The sequence below is a fragment of the Peribacillus sp. YIM B13482 genome, from assembly GCF_042787975.1.
GTDB lineage: Bacteria > Bacillota > Bacilli > Bacillales > DSM-1321 > Peribacillus > Peribacillus simplex_A.
Genome location: NZ_JBHZPF010000049.1, coordinates 1 through 15,987, shown reverse-complemented (window position 1 = coordinate 15,987; position 15,987 = coordinate 1). Strand labels below are relative to the sequence as shown.

At 40.3% G+C, this 15,987-nt stretch carries 18 protein-coding genes; 13 read left to right on the top strand and 5 right to left on the bottom strand.

Annotated elements, in window-relative coordinates; genetic code table 11:
• Positions 1-53 precede the first annotated feature (53 nt).
• Positions 54-1,748 carry a M3 family oligoendopeptidase gene (locus ACFX4L_RS19695; protein WP_318684397.1) on the top strand — a complete coding sequence of 565 codons (1,695 nt, stop codon included), beginning with the start codon at positions 54-56 and terminating at the stop codon, positions 1,746-1,748.
• A 297-nt stretch (positions 1,749-2,045) separates the two neighbouring features.
• Positions 2,046-3,086: a YkvI family membrane protein gene (locus ACFX4L_RS19690; protein WP_284471367.1), complete on the top strand. Its 1,041-nt coding sequence runs from the start codon at positions 2,046-2,048 to the stop codon at positions 3,084-3,086.
• Positions 3,087-3,136: 50 nt separating this feature from the next.
• Here the strand turns inward: ACFX4L_RS19690 and ACFX4L_RS19685 are convergent, their stop codons facing one another.
• Positions 3,137-3,754, bottom strand: coding sequence for a hypothetical protein (locus ACFX4L_RS19685; RefSeq protein WP_377405965.1), 618 nt, complete (start codon positions 3,752-3,754; stop codon positions 3,137-3,139).
• A gap of 197 nt (positions 3,755-3,951) precedes the next feature.
• Positions 3,952-4,128: a YkvS family protein gene (locus ACFX4L_RS19680; protein WP_064505160.1), complete on the bottom strand. Its 177-nt coding sequence runs from the start codon at positions 4,126-4,128 to the stop codon at positions 3,952-3,954.
• A gap of 445 nt (positions 4,129-4,573) precedes the next feature.
• On the opposite strand from ACFX4L_RS19680, the gene ACFX4L_RS19675 reads away from it, so the two are divergent.
• On the top strand, positions 4,574-4,768 hold the full coding sequence (locus tag ACFX4L_RS19675) for a hypothetical protein (protein ID WP_061462231.1): 195 nt from the start codon (positions 4,574-4,576) through the stop codon (positions 4,766-4,768).
• Between the two features lie 44 nt (positions 4,769-4,812).
• Here the strand turns inward: ACFX4L_RS19675 and ACFX4L_RS19670 are convergent, their stop codons facing one another.
• Together ACFX4L_RS19670 and ACFX4L_RS19665 are read right to left on the bottom strand one after the other, a co-directional pair.
• Positions 4,813-5,307, bottom strand: a complete 495-nt coding sequence (locus ACFX4L_RS19670; protein WP_176431871.1) for a sigma-70 family RNA polymerase sigma factor — start codon at positions 5,305-5,307, stop codon at positions 4,813-4,815.
• A 628-nt stretch (positions 5,308-5,935) separates the two neighbouring features.
• Complete coding sequence (locus ACFX4L_RS19665; RefSeq protein WP_377382625.1) at positions 5,936-6,760, bottom strand: thermonuclease family protein; 825 nt, start codon at positions 6,758-6,760, stop codon at positions 5,936-5,938.
• Positions 6,761-6,945: 185 nt separating this feature from the next.
• On the opposite strand from ACFX4L_RS19665, the gene ACFX4L_RS19660 reads away from it, so the two are divergent.
• The 7 genes from ACFX4L_RS19660 to ACFX4L_RS19630 all read left to right on the top strand — a co-directional run bounded on the left by ACFX4L_RS19660 (position 6,946) and on the right by ACFX4L_RS19630 (position 12,999).
• Entirely contained in the window at positions 6,946-7,578 is a 633-nt protein-coding gene (locus ACFX4L_RS19660) for an ABC transporter ATP-binding protein (RefSeq protein WP_377405963.1), read from the top strand.
• On the top strand, positions 7,578-8,363 hold the full coding sequence (locus ACFX4L_RS19655; protein WP_377382629.1) for an ABC transporter permease: 786 nt from the start codon (positions 7,578-7,580) through the stop codon (positions 8,361-8,363). The genes ACFX4L_RS19660 and ACFX4L_RS19655 overlap by 1 nt, the downstream gene beginning before the upstream one ends.
• 208 nt (positions 8,364-8,571) lie before the next feature.
• Positions 8,572-8,838 (top strand): phosphocarrier protein HPr, encoded by a 267-nt coding sequence (locus ACFX4L_RS19650; protein ID WP_061462235.1) that lies wholly within the window; start codon positions 8,572-8,574, stop codon positions 8,836-8,838.
• Positions 8,838-10,556 carry a phosphoenolpyruvate--protein phosphotransferase gene (gene ptsP, locus ACFX4L_RS19645; protein WP_377405961.1) on the top strand — a complete coding sequence of 573 codons (1,719 nt, stop codon included), beginning with the start codon at positions 8,838-8,840 and terminating at the stop codon, positions 10,554-10,556. The genes ACFX4L_RS19650 and ptsP overlap by 1 nt, the downstream gene beginning before the upstream one ends.
• Positions 10,557-10,873: 317 nt before the next feature.
• Positions 10,874-11,659: an SDR family oxidoreductase gene (locus ACFX4L_RS19640; protein ID WP_377405959.1), complete on the top strand. Its 786-nt coding sequence runs from the start codon at positions 10,874-10,876 to the stop codon at positions 11,657-11,659.
• Between the two features lie 6 nt (positions 11,660-11,665).
• Positions 11,666-12,568 (top strand): NAD(P)-dependent oxidoreductase, encoded by a 903-nt coding sequence (locus tag ACFX4L_RS19635; RefSeq protein ID WP_377405957.1) that lies wholly within the window; start codon positions 11,666-11,668, stop codon positions 12,566-12,568.
• Positions 12,569-12,633: 65 nt separating this feature from the next.
• Positions 12,634-12,999: a hypothetical protein gene (locus ACFX4L_RS19630; protein ID WP_061462238.1), complete on the top strand. Its 366-nt coding sequence runs from the start codon at positions 12,634-12,636 to the stop codon at positions 12,997-12,999.
• A 102-nt stretch (positions 13,000-13,101) separates the two neighbouring features.
• Here ACFX4L_RS19630 and ACFX4L_RS19625 read toward each other — a convergent pair whose 3' ends face one another.
• Complete coding sequence (locus tag ACFX4L_RS19625; RefSeq protein WP_377382633.1) at positions 13,102-14,244, bottom strand: aminotransferase A; 1,143 nt, start codon at positions 14,242-14,244, stop codon at positions 13,102-13,104.
• Positions 14,245-14,402: 158 nt separating this feature from the next.
• Between ACFX4L_RS19625 and corA the strand changes: the two genes are divergently transcribed.
• From corA to ACFX4L_RS19610, 3 genes are all read left to right on the top strand, one after another.
• Positions 14,403-15,377 carry a magnesium/cobalt transporter CorA gene (gene corA, locus ACFX4L_RS19620; RefSeq protein WP_284471357.1) on the top strand — a complete coding sequence of 325 codons (975 nt, stop codon included), beginning with the start codon at positions 14,403-14,405 and terminating at the stop codon, positions 15,375-15,377.
• A gap of 68 nt (positions 15,378-15,445) precedes the next feature.
• Positions 15,446-15,646 (top strand): hypothetical protein, encoded by a 201-nt coding sequence (locus ACFX4L_RS19615; RefSeq protein WP_377405955.1) that lies wholly within the window; start codon positions 15,446-15,448, stop codon positions 15,644-15,646.
• Entirely contained in the window at positions 15,618-15,875 is a 258-nt protein-coding gene (locus ACFX4L_RS19610; RefSeq protein ID WP_377382635.1) for an RDD family protein, read from the top strand. The genes ACFX4L_RS19615 and ACFX4L_RS19610 overlap by 29 nt, the downstream gene beginning before the upstream one ends.
• The last annotated feature ends 112 nt before the right edge of the window (positions 15,876-15,987 follow it).

Genomic DNA, 15,987 nt, shown 5'->3' with positions numbered 1-15,987 from the left:
CGGATTTTACAGTCAAAAAAAAATCTTGTTATATCGTGAAAAGGAGTGTATATATGAAATTTAATGAGTATGAGTATAGACGTCCTGAAATGGATGAGATTAAAACCCGGTTCATGAAGGCCTTGGAAAAGTTTACGGACGCTGAAAATGCTGCTGCACAAATAAAATCCATGGAAGAAATAAGTGAAATTCGAAATTATGTGGGTACGATGTTTAATTTGGTCTATATTCGACATTCCATTGATACCAATGATGAATTTTATAAAGCGGAGAATGATTATTTAGATGAATTCTCCCCTGAAATGGAAGAGTTAACATCAAAATTTTACAAAGAACTCGTCCGCTCGAAATATCGTCAGGAGCTTGAGGGGAAATGGGGAAATCAACTATTTGACTTGGCAGAGGCACAGCTTAAAACATTTTCGCCCGAAATCATACCGCAACTGCAAAAAGAAAATAAATTGTCAAGTGAATATTCGCAATTAATTGCCTCTGCAAAAATTCACTTTGATGGAAAAGAGCTAACACTTGCGCAGCTTCAGCCTTTTATGGAGTCGGCGGACCGTGAGTTAAGGAAAAATGCAAGTAAAGCATATTACGGTTTCTTTGAAGAAAAGCAGGAGGATTTGGATCGTATATTCGATGAACTTGTCAAGGTGAGGCATGGGATTTCGATAGCGCTAGGTTATGAAAACTTCGTGGAGCTTGGGTATTATCGAATGACAAGGACTGATTATAATGCTGAAATGGCTGCTGCTTTCCGCAAGCAGGTGAAAGAAGAAGTGGTACCGCTTGTAACTCGACTGAAGGGCCGTCAGCGTGAACGGCTTGGCTTGGAGAATTTGAACTATTATGATGAGAATTTTCATTTCAGAACGGGTAATGCCGTTCCAAAAGGCGATGCTCAGTGGATCATCGAAAATGGGAAAAAGATGTACCAAGAGCTTTCACCTGAAACGAATGAGTTTTTCAACTTTATGATCGATAATGACCTGATGGACCTTGTGGCGAAGAAAGGAAAAGAAAGCGGGGGCTACTGTACTTTTATAGAAGACTATAAAGCTCCATTCATCTTTTCAAATTTCAACGGGACTTCGGGGGACATAGATGTTTTAACACATGAGGCAGGCCATGCATTCCAAGTGTATCGCAGCCGTAATCTTGACATTCCAGAGTATTATTGGCCTACCTATGAAGCGTGTGAAATCCATTCGATGAGTATGGAATTTCTAACCTGGCCATGGATGGAGCTATTTTTTAAGGAAGATACGGAAAAGTATAAGTTTTCCCATTTAAGTGGTGCACTTACATTTCTCCCGTATGGGGTAGCCGTTGATGAATTTCAGCATTTTGTCTATGAGAATCCTGATGCCTCCCCAATTGAAAGAAAGCAGGCTTGGCGTAAGATCGAGATGGAATATTTGCCGCATCGTGATTATGAAGGGAATGAATTCTTGGAGAATGGTGGGTATTGGCAGCGGCAAAGCCACATTTATCAGGCACCTTTTTATTATATCGACTATACATTGGCTCAAATTTGCGCTTTCCAGTTTTGGAAAAGGTCGGCTGAAAAAGATGAAACGGCTTGGAGGGATTATTTGAACCTGTGCCAACTTGGAGGCAGCAAATCTTTCCTTGGTCTCATTGAATCTGCGAATTTGAAATCCCCATTTGTTGAAGGTACTGTTCAGTCCGTTGTAAAGGTGATAGACGAATGGCTTTCAACTGTCGATGATAAAGCATTATAAAAGATGAGATTTTATATGATACGGTAATAAATTGAATGCTTTTAAAAAAACGCTTGAGAATTACTCCTTAAGCGTTTTTAATCTTTCATCACATTCAGGAAGTTAGGCAGGGCACATACAAATCAACTGCTTTTAGTCTTAGGGAAATGCATAAGAGGTGAATAGGGTGCAATGATGGAGAGAACTTTTTCTTTAATGCCTTTAAGTCATGGTAAAAAACAGCTGACATAAGGAATATTGCTTGGCTTGTCTTAAATGTCCCTTCCTTACATATAAATGTAGGGAGGAGGGGAGAGTATGCTGTCAAGGTGGTCAGGGATTTTTCAGATTGCAGCGGTATATGTAGGCACAGTCGTCGGTGCAGGTTTTGCAACTGGAAAAGAGATTGTTGAGTTTTTTACCCGTTATGGCTTTTATGGCTTTATTGGTATTTTAATAGCAGGTTATATTTTCATTTTTACTGGAACGAAAATCATGCTCATTTCCGCAAGAATCAGAGCATCTTCTTATGAGGAATTCAATGAATTTCTTTTTGGAAAGAAAATAGCAGGAATCATCAATATCTTTTTCCTTATCATGCTGCTAGGGGTGACGGCTGTCATGATTTCCGGTTCAGGCGCCGTTTTCGAGGAACAACTTGGCGTGCCGAAAAGTATAGGAAGCTGGTCTACGATCATCCTGGCATCCTTGGTCTTGATGATGGGTATGCGCGGTGTATTCACTGTAAACTCTTTTGTAGTACCAATCATGATCTGTTTTAGTTTGATCCTTTTTTTCTCGACTTTGGGAAATGGGGATTTCTTCAAGACCCTTACTAAAGTTCCCGATGAAGTGATTACCTTGAAAGTGATTTTGTCACCATTTGCCTATACAGCCTTTAATCTTGCTTTGGCACAGGCTGTGCTGGTTCCGGTGGCTTATGAAGTCCGGGATGAGAAGGTCATTAAACATGGAGCAATCCTTGGGGGGATATTCCTAACCATCATTTTATTATCTGGGCATTTTTCACTTATGACACTTCCTGACGTGAATAGTTATGAAATTCCTTCGGCAGTTATTATGAGAACGGCAGCCGGTCAATTATATTGGATGTTCATTTTGGTGATCTACGGGGAGATATTCACTTCGGTCATCGGAAACATATATGGATTACAAAGGCAAATCAGCAATTATATCAAATTGCCAAGCATGCTAATCATAGCTGTGATTTTTTTTATAGCTTTGATCATTAGTGAATTCGGATATGGAAGGTTATTAGGATACATTTATCCGATTTTTGGATACATAAGCCTGCTTTTTTTAATTCTGGTCTGGAAAAGCAAGGCAGGAAAGAAGTAATGAAGTACGGGGGCAAGATATTTGCCCTCCGTCCCAGGGGAAATGGGGGTTCATCCTTTCATAAGCGTCTTAGCCATTTCTAGAAAAGCATCCCGGAAATCCATATCTTTTTTCGTGAAAATAGTTAAGCGGACGGGTGCTTTCTCATCCTTGAGCAATATGGAAGTGATCACATCATCCCCACTTTCGACTTCAAATCCCGCGCCGTTCTCTATATCAAGTGCCGGATCCCTAATCGTTTTTGAATGGCTTTTCAGCTGGGTATGAACATTTTCTTCCACCTCATCCCAATTGACATCCGCTGTCAACAATTCGATTCTCATATAAATGGAGTCATCTTCAGTCAGGAAAATAATATCCTTTCCAGGTTCTTCGGCACTTAATTTAAATTGTTGCAAAACATAGAGGCTGAACGTTTGATTATCACTTCTTTTTAAGAACGCTGTTTTTTCTATTGCTTTCCCATTACTTGTATATTGCAGGTTTTGCTCCATCAGTCTTACTTTGTTGTTGTTTCCGTCATGGCCACCTTGAGAAGAATTGCTTTCGTTCTCCTCGTTTACTGAATCTCCCTGTGGCCCACCTGCATTTTTGTCTGTGGTCATACCGCAGCCAGTCAGCAAAGCGGCGAATGCGGCACAGCCAATAGAACGTGCCCAACTAGTCATTTCTTTTCCCTCATCTCTCTGATAGAAATAAAAATTCATATAATAGATATCCCCGCAATCACAAATGCAGGACCTTTAATGAAATAGACGGTATGGAGTGAATATTGTTACAAAAAAGCAGGAGAATGAATTGGCATGCTTCTAAAAAGTGAAAACGGAATGGTCATTAAGAAACCATCCCGTTTGTTTACATTGACTTATCCTATGATTTTATAATTTTTATGGTTGACGACGGTCTTCTGTTCAAGTTCCAAATCACGATAATTTTCCATATACGTGACGTCCACGATTACTGAGTTCTCGTTCACTTTCTCGACGATTCCTTTTAAGCCTTCTCTAAATTCAATGATATTTCCAACTTCCGCTTTCTTCATGGTTATCATCCTTTCCCATTTCGTTTCCAATGATCAAACTATGGAGTAATTGGATTATTCGAACATCTTGCCGTTTAGATATTGACGTGGGGAGTGCAAGTAAGAGATTAGATTCTCTTCTGTCGGTACAGTAAGCTAAACTGTTAAAGGAGGTGCAATTCTTGTATGGAGCAGTTGTAATGATGTGGCATAATTTGGTATATCTTGAGAGCGCAGTTATGCATACCAGTATGTAATCCTATGTACAAAAAATGCCAAACATTTTACATTATGATATTTTACTATACAGTTTGCACTATTTTAAAGCATTCGTAAAGAATAATGTAGCAAGAGGGCCTTAAAAAATTCCGATTTATATTAAGCGGCATGTTTATGATAAAATGAAAACGGAATTTCTCCTGTATGAATATGGATAGAACATTTGATAATTAAGGAGGATAATATTATGAATGCTGAAGAAGCAAAAGATGTACTCGATAAACTGGCAAATCGGGAAATGGATGAATTCAGGATAACAAAGGAAGAATTTTTAGCTTTTCGTGAGGTTCTTGTAAAAAGGGACGACTTTAAACATTTTCGGGGGAATGCTCAACATAACGGTGTGATAATTTATACGTATTTAGAAGAAGCGAGAAGTTAATGCCCGGATATATTGGGGTGGCTCATGACTGGGCCACCCTATTATTATTTACAGTGGAAAATCATTTGCTTCCTTAATTTAATTAAAGTGGACTTTCTCCACGATTTTACAGATGCTGTAGTGACTTGATATAACTCAGCAATTTCAGTCACTGTTTTATTCTTCAGGTAGGTTTGCAAAAGCCAGCGTTGCTGATTCAATGTCAAGCCTTCAGTATAGTGTAAGATGCTTTCGATGGCGAAGGCCTCTTCGTGCATTGAAAAAGGATCTTTAATCTCTAGTATGGTGGAATCAAATGGTTTGCTGTGGGCTTCATATTTATGATGATGCTTCAATTCATTCAGGATTTTGCCTTTGATTACTGTGTAGGCATAGTTAGAGAATTGTCCGTATTCCTCATTGAAACTTCTAAATGAATCCCATAAAGCAATCAATCCTACTTGAAAATATTCTTCCTTATTTTTATAGATGGAAAGTGAACGGATAATATGATGGATCATAGGGGTGAATTCAGTCTTTAGAGCTGAGAAATCATCCATTAAGCAGCTACCTTTAGAAAGCGCACTTTCAGTATTCCCGGGTCCTTCTACCATAAATGATCCGTTAGGCTATTGCGAAATGGCATAACGGAAAAATGTATGGGATGAAAAGTGGGTTATCAGGCGTGAACCAGAAACTAAATTGAAAGGAAAAGGGAGATTCGGGAGTATTGAAAGTGTTTTGAGCGTGGGGATGATCAAAAGAAAAACACATCCGGATAGTGGATGTGCCAATTCTTCTTCGAAAGATTTTAAGTTCTTTAATGGTGACTCCTTCTCGTTTTCATTTTCGTTCAAGTTAAACCTATATTCATATGAAGATGATGTGCTTTTCTTTTACAGATACTTTTCCTCGCAAGCATCATTTAGTATAAACGTCAGCAATAGCTCAAAGTCTCCGTTCACATGGATAACACTGGGTTACTCCACGGAGGCTGATATCGAGAACGGGCATGTCCCATTTTGGCTTTCATTATCTATATTGGGCACTTTTATTATTTTGAAAAAAACCAGGAAGTGGGGGAGAAAAGCTGACAAGCTTCATTCCTGTTGTATTTCATTATGTATCCCCCTGAACATTTCTATTGCAATTTCCAAAGTAGGCATATTGATAAAACCATTATTTTTGTTAACTCTGCGATTTTCGGAATCCAGCATCCTGTGCGTCATGCTCGGTACAAAACATTTCTTCTGGTTTAGTTATTTCGTAATATTGGCCCGAAGGAATGTGATATATTTTATTGCCTTTAGAATTTATATTGCCTTTAATTTTTGGGTTACTGCAAGATGAGTTCACAGTGGTTTTTTCCTCTGATTTTTCCCCGGGCTTCGAATCATCAAACCCTCTTGAAGTTGCATAGTTTTCAATTGACCATATACCGATTTCGTCTTTTTGGGCTTGTTTCTGAATATCTTCAAATTCATCAAGATATTTAGTGTTCGGTGCATATACATAGGCTACCCTGGCCAGTCCTTTTTCAAGCAGGAGCTTATTCACCATTTTTCCATCAACATAAAAATAGGCAAGCAGCCGGCCGTATTTATCTCTTTCACCAATGCCGGTTTCTACTTCCACTTTAGAACCAGCAGGCATTAAATCCTTGGTGAACTTGCTTGCTTCAGGTCCAAAAGGCTGAACGGGCTTGGAAGGGTGCACGGTTTCCGGGGTATCTACCAAAAGGAGCCTGACCGTTTCTTCATTTCCGTTAGTCATTTTGATTTTTACTGTATCTCCGTCAACAACCCTGACGATCTTGGCTGTGAATGTCTTGCCTTTTTCTTCTTTGGAAGAATCCGTTTTGGATTGGATGTCTTCATTTACCAACGAATCATCCTGTTTGGATTCATTAATCAGGTTATCTGATGCGGCCTGGCAGCCAGACAAAGAGATCAGGCAAATGGCAGTAAGGAAAAAAACATACAGATAAGAATGTAAAAAGGAATTTTTGTTCATGATAAGTTCCTCCATTTCAAAGGTGTTTTCCATGTCCGTCATGGATATATTCGGCAGGAATAATACTAACCTATAAAAAAGGGAAAGAAAATGAAAAATCATAAAAATTTTTACATGGATCGCTACTCCCTATCATGATAGTTTCTTATAATGATAGGGTGGAATATGAGAGGCAGGCGTGAAAAATGATGTTTAGGCTTGAAAATATTAGGTATAAAGGGATTCTGCATATTGATGAGTTGGAAATATCCGCTTGTGTGGTTACTTGTTTGACTGGGGAAAGCGGAGCAGGAAAAACCTCATTGCTCCGATTATTGAACAGGATGGATGACCCGGATAGCGGTTCGATCTATTATCAAGATCAGTTGCTGGATAAATTCAACCCAATAGAGCTCCGGCGTAAAGTCACAATGCTGTCTCAGACATCGTTCACTTTACCCGGAACGATTGAAGAAAATCTCCAGCTGGGCCTGGAATTGACAGAACGGAAAAAAAAGAAAAAATCCGAATTGGTGAAGGCGCTTGAAACCGTCGAGTTACAGAAGTCATTAGACGAGGGAACGGAGAATCTTTCTGGCGGGGAGAAACAGAGGCTCGCACTGGCGAGGTTACTTTTATTGAAACCCGAAGTGTATTTACTGGATGAGCCGACAGCAGCTCTTGATGAGGAAACCGAACTGAGGATCATGAGCCGATTTTTAGAAGAAGTAAAACGGGAAAAAGGAACGGTCATCATGATAACGCATTCAAAACAACTAGCGGACATCTGTGCTGAAAAGATGATCGTCCTGAAAAAGGTGAAGGGGAGTGACTATTAATGGAGGGGAATGGGATAATAGATATTGAGTTCTGGCGTCTTTGTGCGGCCTACTTCTTTGTTGTAGTTCTGCTCATTATCGTGAAATGGCGAGGGATTTCAAGGGAAAAGCAAATCATTCTAGCCACGATACGGATGACGGTCCAACTCATTCTTGCCGGTTACGTTTTGACATATATCTTTGAAAATCCCCACCCTTTACTTTCTATAGGGTTTCTATGTGCAATGGCTCTGTTCTCCATCCATAATATTTTTAAGCAAGTGCCCTATACGCTTAATGAGAAAATCAAAAGGATGGTTATCCTAAGTATGTTGACAGGTCCCATGGCCGCCCTGTTTTATTTTAATCTGGTCGTGATCCATTTCACGCCTTGGTATGAGCCAAGGTATTTCATTCCAATAGCAGGGATGATCGTGGGGAATGCGATGACTGGAGTGACATTAGCGCTTAAAAACCTCCATGATGGGATTAGCAGTAATCGCGAAAAGGTAGAAGCGATGTTAATGCTTGGAGCGACACCGGCGAGGGCCGTGAAGAAATATGTGGATGCTGCATTCGATTCGGCCGTACTCCCAACTTTGAACAATATGCTCGGAATGGGGATTATTTTCCTTCCCGGAATGATGACAGGGCAAATCCTGTCGGGGATAAGCCCGCTCATCGCAATTGAATACCAGATTGCCATACTTATTGGGATTCTCGGGAGTGTTTCATTAACAGTTGTCCTTTTCATTATGCTGAGTTTCAGAGCTTTTTTCACCAAAAATGCACAGCTGTCCATTTAATCATTGAAGAATCTGAAAAGTAATAGTTGCAGTTCTATCTATATTTTTGTACTATTTTTTAGGTACCAGATAGTTTTGGTTTGTTTGTTGGGAATGATAATGCTATTCTGATAAGGAAAAGGGTTTTTTCATTTCTTTCCTGATTGGATAGAGAAAATCCCTTACATAACCTAATTTTTTTAATTTATCTTAAAGGAGATTGATTTATATGGTAGAAAAAACATTTACAGTAACTGCAGAAACAGGAATTCATGCTCGTCCGGCTACATTGCTTGTACAAGCTGCAGGAAAATTCGATTCAGAAATAAACCTTTCTTATAAAGAGAAAAAAGTGAACCTTAAGTCCATTATGGGTGTAATGTCACTAGGAATTGGCAAAGGGGCAGAGATTACGATTTCTGCTGAAGGAAGCGATGAAAATGATGCACTGAACACACTTGCTGAAACATTGAACAGAGAAGGATTAGCAGAATAATGTCCACTTTGATTAGTGGAATAGCAGCTTCAAACGGAATAGCCATCGCTAAAGCCTACCGGCTGACTGAGCCAGATCTATCGATTGAAAAAAGAAGCATAGAAGATGTCGGGGCCGAAATATCCCGTTTTAAGGATGCTATTCAAAAGTCAACAGTTGAATTGGAGATAATCAGGGATAAAGCCGAAAAGGACTTAGGGGCCGATAAGGCCGCTATTTTTGACGCGCACCTGCTTGTTTTGGCTGATCCGGAACTTATAACTCCAATTCAGGATAAAATACAATCAGAAAACGTCAACGCTGAGTTCTCCTTAAATGAAACCGCAAGCATGTTCATTACGATGTTTGAACAAATGGATAATGAATACATGAAGGAACGTGCAGCAGATATCCGAGACGTCACCAAACGGGTATTGTCACATCTTTTAGGTGTTCATATTCCAAATCCAAGCATGATTGCTGAAGAAGTGATCATCATTGCGGAGGATTTGACTCCATCCGATACAGCACAGTTGAATCCGGCTTACGTCAAAGGTTTTACGACCGATATCGGTGGACGTACATCCCATTCAGCCATAATGGCGCGTTCATTGGAAATTCCAGCAGTCGTTGGGACAAAGTCAGTAACCTCGTCCATCGAAAATGGTGACTTGGTCATTATTGACGGGTTAAAAGGTGAAGTGCACATCAACCCTACTCCTGAACTTGTAAAACGCTACGAAGAGGACCAGGAAGCCTATGCTTTGCAAAAGGCTGAGTGGGCGAAACTGGTCCATGAACAAACGGTTACAAAAGATGGACATCATGTGGAATTGGCTGCAAATATTGGTACGCCGAAAGATCTAGAAGGCGTTCATCAAAATGGCGGTGAAGGCATCGGGTTATACCGTACGGAATTTCTTTATATGGGCAGAAATGACTTTCCAAGTGAAGAAGAACAGTTCGAAGCATACAAAGCGGTGCTGGAAGGAATGACAGGAAAGTCTGTAGTCGTCAGAACGCTTGACATAGGCGGAGACAAGGAGTTGCCGTATTTAGAGCTTCCTAAGGAAATGAATCCTTTCCTTGGATACCGAGCGATTCGCCTCTGCTTAAATGAGCAGGAGATTTTCCGGACACAGCTCCGTGCCCTGCTTCGTGCAAGCATCTACGGAAATTTGAAAATCATGTTCCCAATGATTGCGACACTAGGCGAATTCCGCGAAGCAAAAGCCGTCTTGGCTGAAGTTAGACAGGAATTGCTTGATAATGGTGTTCAAGTTGCTGAAAAAATTGAAGTCGGAATTATGGTTGAAATCCCTTCAACTGCAGTAATGGCTGATATATTTGCTAAGGAAGTCGATTTCTTCAGCATAGGTACCAATGACTTGATTCAGTATACGATGGCCGCTGACCGAATGAATGAGAGAGTATCTTATTTATACCAACCATATAATCCAGCGATTTTACGCCTGGTTAAAATGGTTATAGATGCAGCTCATAAAGAAGGGAAATGGGCCGGAATGTGCGGTGAGATGGCTGGAGATGAAGTGGCCATCCCGGTCTTGATCGGAATGGGCCTTGATGAATTCTCAATGAGTGCCACTTCTATTTTAAAAGCACGTTCTTTAATCAGCCAACTTTCACTTGAAGAGATGAAAAAACTATCTCAAGAAGTTTTAGTGCTGGATACGAATGATAATGTGAAAGAAGCGGTAATTAACGCTTTGAAGCAATAAATAATGACAAACGGCACCCCATCCCCTTCGGTTGGGGTGCTGTCCTGTAATTTTTCTTAAATCTTTTTAGAAAGAATGTTTATTGCAACAAAATGGGGGTAAATAAGAAGCAAGCACAGTTGTTTGGCTCTATTAGGGCAGCTGACATTCTCATTTCCCCCTTTGTCGCCGGTTGGTTAATCCAACCGGCAGTTTTTTTGAGTTTTTCCAAGGGAAATAAAAAAACACGGGAATGATTATTCAAATTTTTCACTTTTCGATTATGACGATATAATGGAATTATAATTTATTTATTGAAAATGGAGGATTGATAGTATATGGAACTACATTTGAAAAAGAAAAATGCTTTGATTTTAGCTTCAAGCCAAGGTTTGGGGAAGGCGATGGCAGCTGAACTGGTTAAAGAAGGAGCAAATGTCATGATAGCCAGCCGTGATGGAGAAAAGCTTGCCGCCGTCCAAAGGGAATTATCACAGCTTGGGGCGGGTAAAGTGGCTTATATGGCAACGGATATAACAAAAGCTGAAGATATTAAAAGCCTGGTTGAGCGAACAGCTGAGGAGTTCGGCGGTATCGACATTCTTATTAATAACGCCGGAGGTCCTCCCGGTGGTTCATTTTCAGATTTCAATGATGAAGAATGGCAACAATCCTTTGAACTTAATTTATTAAGCTTCATCAGGACGATCCGTGAGAGCTTGCCGCATCTAAAAAAACAGGGCGGAAAAATTGTTAATATTGCATCTTCATCCATTAAGGAGCCTATTCCAGGATTGATATTATCGAATACATTCCGCACCGCAATCGTGGGATTGTCAAAGACGCTTGCTTCCGAGTTAGCTCCAGACGGGATTTTGATCAATACAGTTGGTCCTGGAAGAATTGCAACAGACCGCATTCAGCACCTTGATAAAATGAATGCAGAGAAACAAGGTGTCACTCCCGAGAAAGTAACTGAACAATCCATAAATAAAATCCCTCTTGCCCGTTACGGGGAACCCGAGGAATTTGCTAAGTTCGTTACTTTCCTTGTTTCAGGTGCGAATACATATTTAACCGGCCAGTCCTATTTGGTTGACGGGGGAATGATAAAGTCCATTTAAGGTTTTTTGAAACAAAATGATTGGGAGGAATTTGCAGTGACGAAATCAAACGAAGTTATCGGATTCATAGGTTTAGGAGTTATGGGAAATAGCATGGCCGTAAATCTACTAAAGGCAGGGTTTGAGGTATTTGTTTATACCAGGACGAAAGAGAAGGCAAGTGAATTGCTTTCACAGGGCGCGAAGTGGGCATCTTCACCTAAGGAAATAGCACAGTTAGCTAATGTGATCATTTCCATGGTAGGATACCCTAGCGATGTGGAAGAAATTTATTTTGGAGAAAATGGGCTTATCGAGAATGGGAAAAAAGGAACCCATTTAATCGATATGACGACCTCCACTCCATCCTTGGCCATGAGAATATCAGAGGAAGCCAAGAAAAGAGGAATGCAATCATTGGATGCACCGGTTTCCGGAGGAGACATCGGTGCTCGTGATGCGAAGCTTACGATCATGGTGGGCGGGGATAGTGAGGCATTTGAAGCGGTGCGGCCCATTTTTGATATTATTGGCAGCAATGTTGTACATCAAGGCCCAGCTGGGTCAGGACAGCATACGAAAATGTGCAATCAAATCGCCATTGCATCTAATATGATCGGAGTAACTGAAGCGATTTCTTATGCCAAAAAGGCGGGATTGGATCCAGACCGGGTTCTAAGAAGCATATCATCGGGTTCTGCCGGTAGCTGGTCACTGTCCAACCTTGTGCCGCGAATGGTCAAAGGGGATTTTGAACCAGGTTTTTATATCAAGCATTTTATTAAGGATATGAAGATTGCACTTGACGAAGCGGAAAGAATGGGAATGGAGGCCCCTGGATTAAGCCTGAGCAAATCCCTATATGAGGGGCTGGCAGAAGCTGGCGAGGAAAATAGCGGTACCCAGGCATTATATAAACACTATAATTAAGTGCTAGTATTTCTTTTTCATGAATAAGCTGATAGCGACAGCCTTTATAAAAAGGAGCGATCGATATGGGCGAATTCGATGATATCAACATGAAATTCCAGGAATTAGAAGATGGTCGATATATTGTCAGGATTGAAGGTTATAAACGCGAAAAAACCATTCACCAAACAAAGCCCATTCGTTGGGATCTGAAATTAATGAATGAAAGTCCGCTAATCTTGCCGGTGAAATTCAGTCATATTGAAACGAATGCCGGTTTCCAGATCCTGATGCGCGAATTGAAAAGTTTAGGTCTTTCTAAGCCGCGCTCCGCAAAGGAATTTGAAGAAGTGATGGCTGACTTACTCGGTTCCATCGTTGAAGTGAGCCTTACCACGACAAATAAAGAAGAAGGATATCGGGAAATTCGTTTTTTACGGAGATTGTATTAGTTGTCCCGCCTGGTGAAAAACCATCAGTAGCCTGAAATCTTTGAGAATAGGAAAGTGGCCCTCAATCATTCCATTGAAGGCCACTTTTTTTGTCCGAGTCGCTCAAGATAAAAATGCTTCTATACGGTCCAAAGCCTTTTCCAGTGTTTCCATGGAATAGGCATAGGAAATCCTAAAGTACCCTTCCCCAAGTGGAGAGAAAGCGTCACCAGGGACTACCGCCACTCTTTCCTGTTTGACAAGATTGAGGCAAAAGTCAATGGAAGAGGTATAGCCCTCAGGCAGCTTTATAAAGAAGTAAAAGGCACCATTTGGTTTGACTATTTCCAGTTTCATCGCTTGTAATCGACTGTATACGTATTCCCGTCTCCGTGCATACTCGGTCTTCATGGGAATGGCATCATCCTTACCTGCCGTCAATGCAGCCAAGGCAGCTCTCTGCGATATGGAGGAGGCACAAGTCACATTGTATTGATGGACCTTCAGAATATGCTGAGAGATGGCTACTGGCGCAAACAGAAGGCCAATTCTCCACCCGGTCATGGAATGGGACTTGGATAAACCGTTCAGGACGATGGTTTGTTCTTTTAAGAAAGTGGCAATCGATACATGTTCCTGATCGAATACAAGTTCACTGTATATCTCATCAGCCAATATGAAGATGTCCTTGCCCTTTACAAGTTCGGCAATGTCCAATAATTCTTCGGCAGACAATGTTACCCCAGTCGGATTCGATGGATATGGAAGAACGATGCAACGAGTTTGATCAGTTATGTACTTTTCAATTATATCTGCAGTCAAACGAAATCCATTTTTTGTTGTATCGGCGTAAATGGGTGTTGCACCGCACATTTTGATGATAGGTTCGTATCCTGGATATACCGGCCCTGGTAATATGACTTCGTTCCCTGGAATGAGAATCGTTCGAAAGGTAATGTCAATGCCCTCGCTGGCACCTGAGGTCACGATGACTTCATTCGCTGGATCATAATCAAGCTTGTATTTATCCTTTACATATTCAGAGGCAGCTTCCCTTAATTCCAGATAACCGGCATTGTGAGTATAAACAGTATAATCATTATCGACGGCTTTTTTTGCCGCTTCTTTTATATGCATTGGAGTGGGAAAGTCAGGCTGTCCTATCGTTAAGGAAATGGTGCCTTCGATATCAGCGACCATATTGTAGAATTTACGGATCCCTGATATTTGAACGTCTTTTACTAAAGGGTTTATTAAATGTTCCATGATGAATATCCTCCCTTTTCATACTTCATGAGATTATGTACTATGTTTGACGGATTCATTCTATTTTATCATTTAGTTTGGATGGGGGAGAAATACTTTTTGAGATTATTGAATTAAAGGTATAATGAATGATAAGAAAATTTTGAGGGTTGATACATATGATAAGGACTTGTGCAATTACTACTAACCAAGAAATCAGTTTCGGTTTACCTCTATCAGAAATGAATAATCCGGATATCGAGTGGTATTGGGTGGATTTTTCCAATCCCACAAACAATGAAATCAAACTTTTATCCAGTCATTTTCACTTTCATCCGCTGGCAATTGAAGACTGCCTGGATGATTTTAACCAACGTCCCAAAATGGATTTTTATGAGGACTACCAATTTCTTGTAATACATGCTCTCAGGCAAAAGATCTTTAGAGCGGTTGAATTGGATATGTTCGTTGGAGAAAAATGGATAGTCACTTTTCATAAGGAAGAAATGCTTGAACTTGAAAAGGTCTGGGAAGAGATTTCTGACAATAAAATGTTGAAGCATGGTCCCTTTTTCTTGATGCACAGGATAATTGACAGGATTGTTGATGAATTTTTCCCTCCCGTCTATAAAATAGAAGGCGAGTTGGGTAGCATTGAGGACAATACTGAAAATGAAACGATAAACGATTTGATGGATCAGCTATTCGATTTACGTACGGATATGTCCAGGCTCCGTCGTACCATATTACCGATGCGTGATTTATTGTACAGGATGATTTCATCAGAGCGCCTGAATTACTTAAAAGACCAGCACCTATATTTTAATGATGTGTATGATCATCTTCTTAAATTAACTGAAATGCTGGAATCCTATAGGGATTTCTCCTCCGATATCCGGGATAGTTATTTGTCGGTGAACTCTAATAATATGAATTCAACGATGATGACATTGACTGTAATCACTACCATTTTCATGCCGCTGACCTTCATAGTAGGCGTATATGGGATGAATTTTAAGTATATGCCGGAATTGAATTGGCACTATGGCTATTTCCTCATCCTTGGAATGATGGGCGGAATTGCCTTGATGATGTTTTTATTCTTTGTTAAAAAAGGTTGGCTCAATCCAAGGAAAAGGTCACGAAAGAGCTGAAAATACCCAACTGACCTGTTAGTTATATGATGGGAAAAATACCGAATTTATGAGTGCTAGGTGTTGAAATGGAAGTTTCGGCTGTTGACAGTCCAGAGAAAAGCGGGCTGTATGCTGGATTTTGGTTACGCTTTGGCGCGAATATCATTGATGGAATTATAATAGGAATCCCTACTGGAATCTTATCGGTTTTTATGAGTATTTTTTTGAGTGGAGCCGATGGAATTAGAGGAAAAGACAATGGATCCTTTATTTTTATCCATGCTTAGCTTTCTTTATTATAGTTTGTTGCATTCCTCTAAATGGAAAGGGAGTGTCGGTAAAATACTCCAGAATATTAAAGTGACGGATTTATATGGAGAACGAATCGGGTTTGGAAGGGCTGCAGGGCGTTATTTTGCGACGATCCTATCAGGTATGATCTTTTATATTGGTTATATCATGGCAGCGTTTACGTCGAAGAAACAGGCACTTCACGATATGATTGCGGAACGGTAATGGTAAAAAAATGAGCTGGGTAAAAAGGGGACCTGTATGGGGCTGTTGACAATCTAAAAGGATTTTTGAAACCTGTATAGAATTTATTCTATGCAGGTTTTTTATTGGAGGG

Excerpts from the sequence above, each read along its gene's own strand:
- ACFX4L_RS19695 (WP_318684397.1), top strand. The coding sequence starts at position 54 with ATGAAATTTAATGAGTATGAGTATAGACGTCCTGAAATGGATGAGATT.
- ACFX4L_RS19690 (WP_284471367.1), top strand. The coding sequence starts at position 2,046 with ATGCTGTCAAGGTGGTCAGGGATTTTTCAGATTGCAGCGGTATATGTA.
- ACFX4L_RS19685 (WP_377405965.1), bottom strand. The coding sequence starts at position 3,754 with ATGACTAGTTGGGCACGTTCTATTGGCTGTGCCGCATTCGCCGCTTTG.
- ACFX4L_RS19680 (WP_064505160.1), bottom strand. The coding sequence starts at position 4,128 with ATGAAGAAAGCGGAAGTTGGAAATATCATTGAATTTAGAGAAGGCTTA.
- ACFX4L_RS19675 (WP_061462231.1), top strand. The coding sequence starts at position 4,574 with ATGAATGCTGAAGAAGCAAAAGATGTACTCGATAAACTGGCAAATCGG.
- ACFX4L_RS19670 (WP_176431871.1), bottom strand. The coding sequence starts at position 5,307 with ATGGATGATTTCTCAGCTCTAAAGACTGAATTCACCCCTATGATCCAT.
- ACFX4L_RS19665 (WP_377382625.1), bottom strand. The coding sequence starts at position 6,760 with ATGAACAAAAATTCCTTTTTACATTCTTATCTGTATGTTTTTTTCCTT.
- ACFX4L_RS19660 (WP_377405963.1), top strand. The coding sequence starts at position 6,946 with ATGATGTTTAGGCTTGAAAATATTAGGTATAAAGGGATTCTGCATATT.
- ACFX4L_RS19655 (WP_377382629.1), top strand. The coding sequence starts at position 7,578 with ATGGAGGGGAATGGGATAATAGATATTGAGTTCTGGCGTCTTTGTGCG.
- ACFX4L_RS19650 (WP_061462235.1), top strand. The coding sequence starts at position 8,572 with ATGGTAGAAAAAACATTTACAGTAACTGCAGAAACAGGAATTCATGCT.
- ptsP (WP_377405961.1), top strand. The coding sequence starts at position 8,838 with ATGTCCACTTTGATTAGTGGAATAGCAGCTTCAAACGGAATAGCCATC.
- ACFX4L_RS19640 (WP_377405959.1), top strand. The coding sequence starts at position 10,874 with ATGGAACTACATTTGAAAAAGAAAAATGCTTTGATTTTAGCTTCAAGC.
- ACFX4L_RS19630 (WP_061462238.1), top strand. The coding sequence starts at position 12,634 with ATGGGCGAATTCGATGATATCAACATGAAATTCCAGGAATTAGAAGAT.
- ACFX4L_RS19625 (WP_377382633.1), bottom strand. The coding sequence starts at position 14,244 with ATGGAACATTTAATAAACCCTTTAGTAAAAGACGTTCAAATATCAGGG.
- corA (WP_284471357.1), top strand. The coding sequence starts at position 14,403 with ATGATAAGGACTTGTGCAATTACTACTAACCAAGAAATCAGTTTCGGT.
- ACFX4L_RS19615 (WP_377405955.1), top strand. The coding sequence starts at position 15,446 with ATGGAAGTTTCGGCTGTTGACAGTCCAGAGAAAAGCGGGCTGTATGCT.
- ACFX4L_RS19610 (WP_377382635.1), top strand. The coding sequence starts at position 15,618 with ATGGATCCTTTATTTTTATCCATGCTTAGCTTTCTTTATTATAGTTTG.